The organism is Effusibacillus dendaii (assembly GCF_015097055.1).
Taxonomy (GTDB): Bacteria; Bacillota; Bacilli; order Tumebacillales; family Effusibacillaceae; genus Effusibacillus; species Effusibacillus dendaii.
Genome location: NZ_AP023366.1, coordinates 1,758,985 through 1,772,678 on the forward strand (window position 1 = coordinate 1,758,985; position 13,694 = coordinate 1,772,678).

Annotated in this window: 11 protein-coding genes, 1 pseudogene and 1 riboswitch; of the genes and pseudogenes, 2 read left to right on the forward strand and 10 right to left on the reverse strand. The window is 50.6% G+C overall.

Annotation, left to right across the window (positions count from 1 at the left end; translation table 11 throughout):
• The first annotated feature begins 259 nt into the window (after window positions 1-259).
• Window positions 260-1,429, forward strand: a complete 1,170-nt coding sequence (locus skT53_RS09560; RefSeq protein ID WP_200756324.1) for a THUMP domain-containing class I SAM-dependent RNA methyltransferase — start codon at window positions 260-262, stop codon at window positions 1,427-1,429.
• 87 nt (window positions 1,430-1,516) lie between these two features.
• On the opposite strand, the gene skT53_RS09565 is transcribed toward skT53_RS09560, so the two are convergent.
• Both skT53_RS09565 and skT53_RS09570 read right to left on the reverse strand, forming a co-directional pair.
• Window positions 1,517-2,251, reverse strand: coding sequence for a metallophosphoesterase family protein (locus tag skT53_RS09565; RefSeq protein WP_200756326.1), 735 nt, complete (start codon window positions 2,249-2,251; stop codon window positions 1,517-1,519).
• Window positions 2,252-2,270: 19 nt separating this feature from the next.
• A complete protein-coding gene (locus skT53_RS09570) occupies window positions 2,271-3,344 on the reverse strand; it encodes an HAD family hydrolase (RefSeq protein ID WP_200756328.1) in 1,074 nt (357 codons plus the stop codon).
• 172 nt (window positions 3,345-3,516) lie between these two features.
• Here skT53_RS09570 and skT53_RS09575 point away from each other — a divergent pair, with 172 nt between their 5' ends.
• Window positions 3,517-3,879 (forward strand): DoxX family protein, encoded by a 363-nt coding sequence (locus skT53_RS09575; RefSeq protein WP_200756330.1) that lies wholly within the window; start codon window positions 3,517-3,519, stop codon window positions 3,877-3,879.
• 98 nt (window positions 3,880-3,977) lie between these two features.
• Here skT53_RS09575 and skT53_RS09580 read toward each other — a convergent pair whose 3' ends face one another.
• The 8 genes and pseudogenes from skT53_RS09580 to skT53_RS09615 all read right to left on the reverse strand — a co-directional run bounded on the left by skT53_RS09580 (window position 3,978) and on the right by skT53_RS09615 (window position 13,681).
• On the reverse strand, window positions 3,978-4,319 hold the full coding sequence (locus skT53_RS09580) for a hypothetical protein (protein WP_200756332.1): 342 nt from the start codon (window positions 4,317-4,319) through the stop codon (window positions 3,978-3,980).
• A gap of 9 nt (window positions 4,320-4,328) precedes the next feature.
• Window positions 4,329-5,399, reverse strand: a complete 1,071-nt coding sequence (locus tag skT53_RS09585) for a phosphotransferase family protein (RefSeq protein WP_200756334.1) — start codon at window positions 5,397-5,399, stop codon at window positions 4,329-4,331.
• A gap of 151 nt (window positions 5,400-5,550) precedes the next feature.
• A complete protein-coding gene (gene metH / locus skT53_RS09590) occupies window positions 5,551-9,033 on the reverse strand; it encodes a methionine synthase (protein ID WP_200756336.1) in 3,483 nt (1,160 codons plus the stop codon).
• Window positions 9,034-9,193: 160 nt separating this feature from the next.
• Window positions 9,194-9,298: riboswitch (SAM riboswitch) on the reverse strand.
• A gap of 199 nt (window positions 9,299-9,497) precedes the next feature.
• Window positions 9,498-9,767 (reverse strand): annotated as a pseudogene (locus skT53_RS09595) (DUF3054 domain-containing protein); the annotation flags it as partial.
• A gap of 174 nt (window positions 9,768-9,941) precedes the next feature.
• Window positions 9,942-11,591 carry a b(o/a)3-type cytochrome-c oxidase subunit 1 gene (locus skT53_RS09600; protein ID WP_200756339.1) on the reverse strand — a complete coding sequence of 550 codons (1,650 nt, stop codon included), beginning with the start codon at window positions 11,589-11,591 and terminating at the stop codon, window positions 9,942-9,944.
• Between the two features lie 18 nt (window positions 11,592-11,609).
• Window positions 11,610-12,077: a cytochrome c oxidase subunit II gene (locus skT53_RS09605; RefSeq protein WP_200756340.1), complete on the reverse strand. Its 468-nt coding sequence runs from the start codon at window positions 12,075-12,077 to the stop codon at window positions 11,610-11,612.
• Between the two features lie 32 nt (window positions 12,078-12,109).
• Window positions 12,110-12,274, reverse strand: a complete 165-nt coding sequence (locus tag skT53_RS09610; protein WP_200756341.1) for a cytochrome c oxidase subunit 2A — start codon at window positions 12,272-12,274, stop codon at window positions 12,110-12,112.
• A 114-nt stretch (window positions 12,275-12,388) separates the two neighbouring features.
• Window positions 12,389-13,681, reverse strand: a complete 1,293-nt coding sequence (locus skT53_RS09615; protein WP_200756343.1) for a methyl-accepting chemotaxis protein — start codon at window positions 13,679-13,681, stop codon at window positions 12,389-12,391.
• Window positions 13,682-13,694 lie beyond the last annotated feature (13 nt).

Below are 13,694 nucleotides of genomic sequence, written 5' to 3' on the forward strand. Positions count from 1 at the left end.
TTTTTACTCACATTGCAGATTTGACCCTTCCTTGTAAAACTTTCTCTCCCCTCCATGATTTTGTCAGACTACCTTTATTCTACGACAACAAAAGTAGTTTTTCATCACTAATTGTAGAAATTATGGCAACCAGTTTGTACCAGTTTTCACCGTTTCGTCACATTTTCAGGTGGCGCAGTCATAAATTCCTAACAATTTGTGGGTTTTTGTCGTTTTGGTTACAATAGTCGGTATAAAATCCGTAGAAGAGGATGAACAAATGAAACCATTCAAACTGACCGCAACCACCCCAATGGGACTGGAATCCGTAGTTTCCCGGGAGGTCAAATCGTTGGGCTGCGAACAAATTACGGTTGAAAACGGAAAAATCTCATTTGAAGGAGACCTTCCCTCGATTGCCAGAGCGAATTTATGGTTGCGCTCCGCCGATCGCGTATTGATTCAAATGGGCGAATTTCCGGCTGCCACCTTTGATGAACTGTTTGAAGGCACAAAAGCGCTGCCGTGGTCCGATTGGCTTCCAAAAGATGCGGCGTTCCCGGTGGAAGGACGTTCCGTCAAATCAAAACTGTCAAGTGTTCCGGCCTGCCAGTCGATAGTCAAGAAAGCAATCGTGGAACGGATGAAGCAAACATACGGCATTGAGCAGTTTCCCGAAACAGGCCCTGTCTACCCGATTGAGGTCGCGCTGCGAAATGATCGGGCCACTCTAACAATCGATACGAGCGGTGAGGGGTTGCATAAACGCGGCTACCGGACACTCTCCGTCGAAGCTCCTATTAAAGAGACTTTGGCTGCCGGCATCATTCAGTTAAGCCGTTGGCGGTCGGGCCGCGTTTTGGCAGATCCCTGTTGCGGTTCCGGCACGATCCCGATTGAAGCCGCCATGATCGGGCGAAATATTGCGCCGGGGCTTCGCCGCTCTTTTGCCGCTGAAAAATGGCCTGTGATCCCGGCATCCATCTGGCAGGAAGCAAGGGCGGAAGCAAACGACCTTGCCCGCTGGCAGGAACCGTTAGAGATATATGGATCCGACATCGACCAAAATGCGGTTTCCGCCGCGCGTTTTCATGCTGGGGAAGCAGGATTGCGCGACGCCATCCGCTTTGAGAAAAAGCCCGCCGAGCAATTTCAAATTGATCAGCCTTACGGATGTCTGGTAACCAACCCACCCTATGGGGAGCGAATCGGCAATAGGCGGGAAGTCGAGGATTTGTACGGGGATCTGGGATATGTTGCCAGTTTGCATGAGACATGGTCGTTTTTTATCCTGACTTCTTATCCGGGTTTTGAACGCTTTTTTGAAAAAAGGGCGGATAAGAAACGAAAATTGTACAATGGCCGCATCGAGTGTCATCTCTATCAATATTTGGGCCCGCTCCCGCCATTCCGCCAGACAGAAGCGTCTGACGGCATCGCCTCTCCCTAACAAGAGCAGCTTTTCACAGTCTTGTCGCCATAATGACCCCCGTTCCTGAGGCTGTCCTATTTCGGCGTCTGCGGGACGGGGGTATTTTCATCCGGCAAACGGACTGATCGCCTGCCGAATCACCTTTTCCATTGTAGTCAGGTTCGGATAATCGCCTTTCCGATACTGTTCCACCACCTGCCCGGTATCGTAGGCAACCCGTTCAATCGTCACCGAAAACCGGTCTTTGTCCGCCTCGACAATTGCGTAAGAGGCGCACGGCAGCCCGTCAAACGGCAGACCTACACTGCCAATGTTTACGAGACATTTGCCGCCGATGTAGCGAACATATGGCAGGTGGATGTGCGCGTAGACATACAAATCGGTCTCTGGCAGCCGCATCAGTTTTTCCTGCAGTACATGTGTCGGTTCGTCCGGCCGCACCACGTCGAACAAACTGTCAGGAGTTGCATGAAACGCATGCACACGAACGGAATCGGTCAGATTAAAAACCAATTCCTGCGGCAACCCACTCAAATACTCCAAATCTTCCCGGTCCAGCCGGGAGACAATCCAGTCACGCTCCCGGTTCATCATCTCCCGCATACGTTCCGGCACTTCTCCCGCCTGAATCCCGCGAACCGTCCATTCATCCGCATTTCCTTTAATGACATCCGCGTTCAAACCACGCACCAATTCAATCGACCGTTTCGGCTCCGGTCCCCGGTACGCAATATCGCCAAGTACCGCAACCCGATCCGCCTGTTTCGCTTGTATATCCTGCAGCACGGCATCGAGAGCCACCGCGTTGCCATGAATGTCAGACAGAAATGCAAGCCTCATGGCGCCCCCCTCCCCATCATTACTCGAATAAAGAAGCTACTTCCCGTACATCTTTCAAAATATGATCCGCGCCGTGCGCCTCAAACATACTTCTTGCCCGCTCCCCTTCATGTCCGGTCAACGTAGCCGCAAAGGAAACACCTAGCGCACGGGCGGCCAACAGATCGGCCAACGAATCCCCTACCACCAGCACATCCGGCCGTTCTAAAGGCAGCTTCTCTTGCAACAGTTCCGCATGCGAAGGACCTGCACCGCGCAATGCACGCAAATACGAGAACGGATGCGGTTTAGCCAGCGGCGCGGCAGCAGGTACCTCCTCCTCCGCCTCCAGGACGGTGGAAGCGGTCGCAATCCGTTCCTTCGATATGTAGTTCAATACGCCAAGCGCGCCCAAAGGGATCAATGTTTCGGTGGTCGGCCGCCCCGTTCCGATGCCGAGCACAACCCCTTTTTCCGCTAACCATTTCAGCAGAGCCTGCAATTCTTCCCCTGGCACGATCGGTTCCTCCCGATCCAGGTAGCCCGGTTTCTGTTTGCCATCCCCCAAATAAAACTCCTGAAAAATCTGCCGGGTTTCCTCCCACAATTGACTGCTTCTGCCAAAATATTGGGTGTCCGCACCCACCCATTCTTTTGCAAACTGGTTCAAATATTGCAGAAACTGGTGTTTTTCCAAGCCCGCCGGAAAGTCTGCCGTAAAATATTCAAACGAAGGCGTAATCGCAACGTTTCGTTTAATCTCGGCAAAATCAGCCAGCGTAACCCCACGTCTGCACAACTCCCGCGCCCATTCTTTATCTGTCGCCTCTTTTAAGTTTCTCAGCAGGGTGTGTACTGTCAACAAATAGACCATATCCCAGTTGCTGTTCACGCCCCGGCCTTTCAGAAAATCGAGCACTTCATCCCGATCCCCCAACACGTGGCGGCGGATTTCAGCCACTCTTTGCTTGTCCGGATTTGGCTCGCTCGGGGATTGTCCAAGAAAGCGCTCCGTTACAATCAATTCATGAACAGTTTGCGATGTCGCGTTAAAATACGTATCCTCTCCCAACATTACACCATCTACATCGAACAATACGGTTGTGTACTTCATCTGTTCTCCACTCCAACAAATTGTTTTTTTCATCATACCTGTTTTCGTTCACGAGAGAAATTGTTTTTTTGGTTTCTGGTATGTAAGCCGGAATACAGAAGGCTCTCTGCTTCATATAGTATATTAAAATCATTAATCTTATTCATTTTTTATTAAAAAGAGGAGGCTCCATATGCAAGCAGGTCTCTTGATTATTCGTTTGGTGGTAGGTCTGTTGTTCGCAGCGCACGGAACGCAAAAACTGTTTGGGTGGTTTGGCGGATATGGCATTAAAGGAACTGCCGGCTGGATGGAATCGATCGGCATTAAACCAGGTGTGCCGATGGTTGTCTTGGCCGGATTAGGAGAACTGATCGGCGGTCTCTTGTTTGCCGCAGGCTACTGGTTGCCAATTGCCGCTGTTCTGCTGATCGTACCCATGCTGGTGGCCATTGTGAAAGTGCATGGTCAAAACGGTCTGTGGGCCACAAGTAACGGTTTCGAATATAACCTGGTGCTGATTGCCGTCGTGTTGGGCGTCACATTGATCGGGTAAAGAAAACAGGAGCAGGGGAGCGGTATAGAACCGTTCCCCTTCAATTTACTTCGGACGTTTCATCTTCTGACCTTGCATCCTCTGGCGTTTCACTGTGTTTATCGATGAACCCACTGCCCGTTCACCAACTGAGGAATTACTGGCAAAATCCCTTTTTGCGACGCAAACACAGTCGACTCCCCCATTCCCTCTCTGGCGATGAAATGGCCGACCCGAGTGGCACGCAGAACGTCCGATGCCTGGGCCGGATGGTTTCCCAACACAAACGTTTCTTCTCCCGGCTGCCTCAACAGACGATCCGCCACCGCTTTGCCGTTTAACAGCGACGCTGTATAAACCGCGCGCGCCCCGGCCGATTTTCGAATCGCGACCGCTGTGCAGCGGCTGATTTTTTGTTCATCGATTTCTTCTTTTCGAAGCACTACATGGATCTTCCGCATATCTCCTGCCTAGAAACCTTTTGTCGCAATTTCATAAGCGTGATGCATCAGATTCGTCGCTGTCCGGCCGAGCCGCTCAAAACGCTGGTCTTTCGTCTGGCCGTTCTTCCAGCGGAAATAAATCTGTTGGCAGATGACCGCCACCTTAAAGTACGCATACGTCAGATAAAAATCGATCCGGCTAAGGTCACGTCCGCTTTTTCTGGCATACATTTCAACAAACTCTTCACGGGAAATAAAGCCGGGCAATGCGGTCACCGATGCAAACCCGCTGCGCAGGTTCTCCGAATCTTCCGCTTGGTCCCAATAACTGACTGTAATCGCCACATCGGACAAAGGATCGCCGATAGTGGTCATCTCCCAGTCCAGCACCGCCACCACTTTGGCGGGATCGTCCGCAGCAAATATCATATTGTTCATTTTAAAATCGTTATGGACAATGGTGGCAGCCGGAGACACGGGTATATGATCCAACATCCATTTCGCTGTTGATTCCACCACCGCAATTTCATCCGTTTTCGCCCGTTCGTAACGTCCGATCCAGCCGCGAACCTGCCGCTCCATAAATCCTTCCGGATGTCCAAGCGATTCAAGTCCTGCCTCATTATAATCAATCGCATGCAAATCGACTAGCGTATCGACGACCGATTCCGAAATCTGTCGGCACAACTCCGGTGTATGTTCAACCCCTGCCGGCCATTCGCGGTCCAACACAAGCCCTTTTCTCCGCTCCATTACAAAAAACGGCGCTCCCAGTATTGACGTATCGTCTGTGAACACGTACGGTTTCGGAGCCAACGGAAACACAGGGTGAACCATTGATAAAATGCGGCTTTCCCGCTCCATGTCATGCGCTTTTGGAGCCACCGGTCCAAACGGCGGACGGCGCAGCACCGCTTCCCAATCGCCGCATTTGATCAGATAAGTCAAATTCGAGTGACCGGACGGAAACTGTTCGACTGTAATCGGACCTTCCGGCATCTCGGGAATCCGCTCACGCAAAAAGGGTTCTACCGCCGCTATATTCAATTCTTCCCCCGGACGCACTGCAATCGTATCTTTAAATGGTTTCTGAGTCATTTGTTTCACTCCCCCAGCGCGGAAACTGTCCGTCATATGCAAATATTCGGAAATCAATCCGGACGGTATGACATGGCTCTATTGTACCAAAACAAACAAAAAAAACCAGACCTTGACGGTCCGGTTTCGAAACGTACCACAATTTGCTTTCCTAGACGTTAAAATAACGGGCTTCCGGATGGGCAAATACCATGGCTGACACTGAGGCTTCCGGGTCCATCATGAACCCGTCCGTTAATTGTACTCCAATATCCTCCGGTTTCATCAAACGGAACAATTGCGCCTGGTCATCCAGATTGGGGCAAGCAGGATACCCAAACGATACACGGATACCTTGATACCTCGCACCAAATCGTTCCTGCATCGTCATTTCGGCCGGATCGGGGAATCCCCAAACATCCCGCATGATGTGGTGAATCCGTTCGGCAAACGCCTCCGCGAGTTCAAGCGCCAGTGCCTGAATCGCATGCGACCGCAAATAATCCCCCGCTTCTTTCCACTTATTTGCAATTTCACGCACACCACGACCGGCAGTCACCACCAGGAACCCTACATAATCCATTACACCGCTTTCCACCGGCCTCAGAAAATCGGCCAGGCACAGGTAGGGCGCCTGCTGCTGGCGAGGAAACGCGAATGTCTCGATAATTTTCGAATGGTCCTGCGGATCGTAAATCAGGACGTCGTTGCCTGACGACTGCGCCGGGAAAAACCGGTACATTCCGTTCGTCTGGATGATTCCTGATTCTTTCGCTTCCTTCAAAAGCTGCTCTATGACCGCCATCAATTCGGTCGTTTTCGGATCGGACTCCGCCAACAGTTTCTCTACATTCCCTTTCACACCCAGGTGTTTTCCCAACAACATCCGCAGATTCAGGTACGGCTGCAGGAAGGAAACCGGATACTCCCGCAGCACATGCCGTTCCAAATCGGGCGGCAGAAAGACGGGAGCATTGCGATCCACAGTCGAACGACCCGCTTCTGCCGATACTTCCGGCTGGACGGTCGTTCCCGTCGCAGCACCCTGCTCCGCCGCATACGACTCTCTGATTAGAGTCAATTCCTCCATAAGCTTTGGCCGCAGTCGTTCGTCACTCAACCGGTTTGCCAGATCAAGCCCGTCCATGGCATCTTTCGCGTAGACGACTGGCCCCTCATATTCCGGTGCAATCCGCGTATGGGTAAATTTACGGGTCAAAGCGGCACCTCCCACCAACATGGGCACATCAATCCCGGACGCGCGCAAGTCCTGAGCGGTCACTACCATCTGCTGCGCCGATTTTACCAAAAGACCGGACAACCCAATCATATCCGGTTTTTGTTCACGGCAGGCAGTAATCAACTGTTCCGGTGGAACTTTAATGCCCAGATTCACGACCTGATACCCGTTGTTGGACATGATGATTTCGACCAGATTTTTACCGATGTCGTGCACGTCCCCTTTAACCGTGGCCAGCAGAATCTTGCCTTTGACGGCTGACTCCGTTTTTTCCATAAACGGTTCCAAATAAGCGACGGCCGCTTTCATGACTTCAGCGCTCTGCAGCACCTCGGCCACGATCAGTTCGTTGTCATTAAACAGGCGGCCAACTTCTTCCATTCCGTTCATCAGCGGACCATTAATAATATCGAGCGGCGGGTATTTTGCCAGCGCCTGTTCCAGATCTGGAATCAGACCTTCTTTGCTGCCCTCCACCACATAGTTCGCCAGCCGTTCTTCCAAGGTCAGATTGGACGTCTGCTTCACCTTTGTCGTCTTCTTTTCCCGATAAAATGCGGTAAAATCGGCCAGCGTCTGATCGTTCGTCTGAAACAGCAGCTCTTCCGCCATGCGCCGCTCCGTTTCTGGAATCGAGGCGAACCGCTCCAGTTTCTCCGTATTTACGATTGCGTAGTCAAGGCCTGCTTTTGTGCAGTGGTAGAGAAATACCGCATTTAATACTTCCCGGCCCGCCGGCGGCAACCCGAATGACACATTGGAAATACCGAGAATCGTGGCACACTGTGGCAGCGCCTCTTTAATCAGGCGAATCCCCTCTACGGTTTCAAGCGCCGATCCGATATACTGCTCATCGCCTGTTCCTACCGGGAAGACCAGCGGATCAAAAATAATATCTTGCGGATTCACACCATACTGATTGACGAGCAAATCGTAAGATCGTTTCGCCACTTCCAGTTTCCGCTGTCGGGTGACCGCCATGCCGGTTTCGTCAATTGTGCCTACCACCACGGCAGCCCCATATTGAGTGATCAGCGGGGCGACTTCCGCAAACCGCTTTTCCCCATCCTCCAAATTGATCGAGTTAATGATTGCTTTTCCTTGTGAATATTTCAGGCCGAGCTCAATCACCTTTGCATCGGTCGAGTCGATCATCAACGGAACTTTAACCTTTTTAGTAACAAAATGAAGAAATTTCTCCATGTCACCGTATTCATCGCGATCCGGATCGGCCAGACAGATGTCGATTATATGTGCGCCTCCCTTTACCTGCGCTCGCGCCACCTCGGAGGCGTCTTCATATAACCCGTCGGAAATCAAGGTGCGAAATTTCTTGGATCCGATCACGTTTGTTCGCTCTCCGACCATCAGCGGACGATTGTCCGCTTCCAAATAAACCGTCTCGATTCCCGATACAGCCGGCAAATGCCGTTTGGCTGACTGCCGCGGCTTGATGTCCTTCAACGCTTCGGCCAGGGCTCGGATATGCTCCGGGGTCGTACCGCAGCATCCGCCTGCTACGTTTAACCAGCCCTGCTCCGCGAAACCGGCCATTTTTTGGGCCAACCCTTGCGGTGATTCGTGATAGTGGCCGTTTTCGTCCGGCAGTCCCGCATTCGGATAACAACTGACCCCGCATAGCGCCAATTCGGACAGCGTTCGCAGATGATCGCGCATAAATTCCGGGCCTGTTGCGCAGTTCAAGCCAATCGTAATCGGCTTCAGATGTTCCAACGAAATATAAAACGATTCGATATTCTGACCCGCTAACGTGGTGCCCATCGGCTCAATCGTGCCGGACAACATGATCGGCAGTTGTTTGCCAAGTTCGGCAAACACTTTTTTAACGCCAATACTGGCCGCTTTTACATTCAACGTATCCTGGATCGTCTCCAGTAGCAGCAGATCAACGCCTGCCTCAATCAACGCTTTTGACTGCCGGTAATAATTTTCGACCAACTCGTCGAATGTCGTACCGCCTGTGACAGACAGCGTTTTCGTCGTCGGCCCCATTGCCCCCGCCACAAAACGGGGCCATTCGGGAGTCGAATATTTTTTTGCCGCTTCCTTCGCCAACTTGACAGCCGCGTGGTTGATTTCGTCCGCCAGATGCTGCAAATTGTATTCAGCAAGCACCAGTGGCGTGGAACCAAACGTATTCGTTTCGATAATATCCGATCCTGCCTGCAAATACTGCTCATGGATCGATTGAATCACATCCGGCCGCGTCAAGTTCAAATATTCGTTGCAGCCCTCGTATTCTTCGCCGCCAAAGTCTTCGGCCGTTAAATCGGCCTGTTGAATCATCGTTCCCATCGCGCCATCAAGTATTAGAATCTTCTTTTGCAGTTGATCAAAAATCGGAAGGCCGCTCAAATGCCCGCCTGCATCCGTTGCCGAAAAGTTTGCGCTCATGCTGATCCCCCTAAAGTAAAGAAAACTTGGCTTTCACCAAGCCAAAGGCTTGAGCGGAAGCCGTAGTTGCCCTTATACTGTCGCACTCTCCAGGTTATACTTCCCGACAGTGTGAAAAAAGCCCGCTCATAACGAGAGGGCTTACCGTTTAGTTTCCGCTCTCCTATCTTCCAGAAACTTGTCCTGCTGGATTTAGCACCGTGTGTTGAAACACCGGTTGCTGTGGTTTCGCCGGGCCAGATCCCTCCACCACTCTGGATAGAAGCAATATGTTATTTTAATAACTTTAGTCCAGTTTGCATGAAACCGGCTTAACTGTCAAGCAATTTGTGATTTTGTGTTGTGATTTGTGATTTTGGCAGGAATCGCCTGCCCTAGACATTTCTCCGTTTGTTTATCGAAACGAACAGGAAACGCCAACCGAACAGAAAGATAAAATTCACAATCATGGCGACGACCAAAAACGGCGGTTTAAATTCAGTATGTTGGAAAAGAATCCGCAGCAGCATGCCAAACGGAATTCCGAGCACCCAAACAATTAAGGTACGCTTCAACATGGCCGAGTAACTTCGGTAATGCTTTGCTTGATACAGCCCCGCTGCCACTCCAACGGCCAACCAACCAGCCAAAAACGGCCATGCGGTAATAAAAACACCCGCCACACCCGAAAAAGTTCGATGTTCTCCCTGGCCAAGCAGCGCAAACAGCAATATGAGCAAAATATCGCCAACCATCAAAATTCCTGTATTCACTGACAAATCCCTCCGCTTTCCCGCTACGCCTACATTTCAGAACGTTCCTTTTTTCCATCAAGCTTGCCAACCATTGTATCACAAAAAAAGAGCCGCTCAGTAATTCGAGTCGGCTCTTTATCAAATCTTTTGTGAAAATGGCAGATGCGTCAAGCGTTACCAGGTACGGATGCCTTCCACTCCGGGCGGCGGATTTTGAATCATGTCCGTAATCGGAATTCCATAACCGATTAGAATCAGGACAACCGCCAGTGTTACCCATATCTTCCAACGTTCCAGGATTCGCGGCGTTTCCTGTGCTTCTTCCGCCACTTCACCGACAGGGAACTCTTCTTCCCCTTTCGGCGCCTTAAATGCCAGGTAGAACACGAGAGATACTTGAATCACCGCTGCAATGAACAGGATAATTCCACCAATCATTGTCAGCTTATGCAGCGGCATCCAACTTAACGCTGTGGGATCGTCCCCGTAAGTGGTGCCTGCTGTCCGGCGCGGTCCGCCCAAAAGCCCTAGTATATGCATCGAACCGGACATGAATATCATTCCGATCGACCATAAAACTCCTTGCAGTTTACCAATATCATTGGCTGTTTTCGTCAGCTTGCGTCCCGTCAGATGGGGAATCAGCCAATAACTGATTGCAAAAAACGTCATCGCTACTGCCGTTCCCACCGTTAAGTGAAAGTGTCCGGTTACCCAAACGGTGTTATGCACAACGGCGTTCAACTGGTTGCTTGCATTGATGATGCCCCCTATTCCGGCCGGAATAAACCACAGCATCGCCAGAAACAGCGAGAAGAAACGCGCGTCTCCCCAAGGCAACTTTTTGAACCAGCCGAACAGTCCGCTTGCCCCTTTCGCCCGCCCGACACTTTCAAACGTAGCGAACAGCATGAAGGCGGTGATCATCGATGGGAGTGCAATTGCCATGGTGAGCCCCACATGGAGAAATTTCCACTTTTCCGAAATACCCGGTTCCATCAATTGATGGTGAAAACCGATCGGCGTAGAGATCAAAACAAACAAGACAAATACCATACGGGTGATCGCGTCACTGAATACTTTGCCGCCGACAATCTTCGGCATAATGGTGTACCAGCATATATACGCAGGTAACAACCAGAAGTACACGAGCGGATGGCCAAAGAACCAGAACAGGGTACGACTGAGCACGACATTTATTTTATCCACCCAACCGAACGACCAGGGAATCAACTGCAGCAAAGCTTCAGCCGCTACACCGAGTGTAGCCAATTGCCAAAGCACCATCGTAGCGACCGCCGTGAAGGCAATCAGCGGGGTGCGCTGACCCGGATTATTTTTACGCCATGTCTGAAAACAATGGAACATTCCCCAGCCGGCTACCCAACTGCCGACAATGAGCAAGGTGGCCCCGATATAAAAATATGGTGACGCTTTCATCGGCGCGTAAAACGTATACAAGACCGTTGCGTTGTTGGTCAAAATGGTAACGACATCCATTGCCGTTCCTATCACCATCAACCAGTATCCAATCCACCCCATGCGGGCTCCGGCTGGAGTCAAGGAACCGCCAGTTGTTCTTGCAATTCCGGCAAATAGAAAACCGACAATAAAGAAAGTAGTAAAAACCAAGCCCATCAAAACACCGTGTGCCGTCAAAATTTGATAATAGCCTAGCCACGTCGGCATTGTAACCGCTCCACCGCGATCCATCCCCTGCAACACGCCGCAAATCGCCGCCAAACCAAAAGCCGTAAAGGCGACCAGGATGTACGCGAGACTCAGTTTGGATGTCTTGCGGTCCACTCTTGTTTCAGTTGCCATGTAACGCGTCCCTCCCGCCTATTTTACAATCAGCTTGGCAGACATCAATTGATGTCCCGCGCCGCAGTATTCATTGCACAAAATCAGATATTCTCCCGGTTTGTTGAATGTTTGGGTTGCCTCGTTGACAAGTCCGGGAACGGCCATCAAGTTAACGTCAGTTCCGGGGATTTCAAAACCATGCACCACATCTTTGCTCGTAACGCGGAAAGTAACCGTCGAACCGGCCGGAACTTCCATCTGTGCAGGTCCATAACCGAAAACAAAGGCGGTCATATCCGCTTCGTACCGTTTATCGCCAATCTGTTTCAGACCCGGTTTATCAAAAGGCGGAGTTTGATCCACCACCTTCGGATCGATCGTTTCCCTAATGCTGGGAGGTTGCATCCCCATGGCAAACGTGCTGATGAACAATGATACAATAAATATCACTACTATTGCTCCGCCAATTATTAACCAAATCTTTTCAAAACGATGAATATGCATGTACTGCTATACCTCCTTTCTGCTGACTCCTATCAAAGTCTGCTTACGTACAGTCCAAAAACCCCTACCCAACTGGCCACAATCAAGAACCCCAGGATTAACACCAAAACTAATGTTCCCGTCAGTACCGGTTCCTCTTCTTTCTTTTTGTGGGCAACGGTTTCTGAATCCGTTACGTGCGGATTTGGATTTGCCAATCGATTCGCCTCCCTTCCGCTGTCTTATAAAACCTTCTACCACAAAGTATAGATTTCTAGATTTTACCCGGGTATCAGGGAGTTCCCTTAACATGGAAAGAGAATTCCCTGAAATTAGATTTCAAAAGAGGTAAGAATTCTTTCCAGATCCGATGCCGATTGCCGCAATACGTTGGCTGACGAGGCGGTCTCCTCTAAAAAAGCGGTCTGTTCCTGAACGGAAGCCAATACCGATTGCGAGCCCGTTGCGGTTTTGCGAGCGATCGATGAAACGTGCTTTGCTTCCTCCATGACCGATTGCAGTGCACGGACCTGTTGGTTCATCAATCTGTCAATTTGATCTACCGAATCAACGACCTGATGCACGGAATTCGTCATCTCCCGGATCGCTCCGGTCGTTTCTTCCCCTTTGGCCGCTTCGTCAGCAACCAGGTGATTTTGTTGCGAAATCCGGGCCACCACTTCCTGAACCTCATTTTGCATCGAGCGAATCAGCAGTCCAATCTGTTCGACTGCCTCTCCCGTTTGATCTGACAACTTGCGCACTTCCTCTGCGACAACAGTAAATCCCCGTCCATGTTCGCCTGCCCGGGCCGCCTCAATCGACGCATTCAAGGCCAATAAGTTGGTTTGCACGGAAATATCTCCTACCACGCCAATGATGTTTCCGATTTCCTTCGCATTGTTCTCCAAACGAACGACCAATTCGGTCGATTCCCGGTTAAATTGCGCCACGTTTTGCAGACCCTTTACCAGATCGCCAATAATCTGCGCGCCTTGATTCAATGTGTTTTCCAAATCCGCACAGAGAACTTTCGATTGCCGGACTTGATCGCTCACCTGCTCCGACAAACGGCCGGCCTGTTGCGTCAATTCTGCCGTTTTGTCTGTCAACTCGAACTGTTTTTCGGCACCGGTCGCAATCTCCTCCATTGTCAGGGCAATCATTTCCACGTTTTTTGCGGCATGTTCCGACGCTCCTGACAATTCGTTCACATAATCATGCGTCTGTTTAAAATTCAGATCTACGTTAGAGACCATCTTCCGCAAACTGTCCAGCATCGAATTAAATGCGATCCCCAAAGAACGCAGTTCATCATCAGAGGAGGAAACCTGTATCGTATGCCGAAGATCCCCTCTGGCAGCCAGGCGCGCGGCGCCCTCCAAAGAAATTAACGGTTTGGTAATCCATTTCGCAGCAAAATACCCTAAAATTCCCGACCAAATAATACCAAGCAAGAGCGTGCCTGATACGTACAACCAATCCGGGACGCTTGGCGCAATCCAATCTTTCAAGACAAAAATAAAAAAAGCGGAAGTAACATATGTCACAAAAGCCAACGCAACAATACCAAGCACAATTTTTTTGACCAAACTGAATTTTGGCGACTGATATTCTGTGTTCATCCTGCCTGCCTCC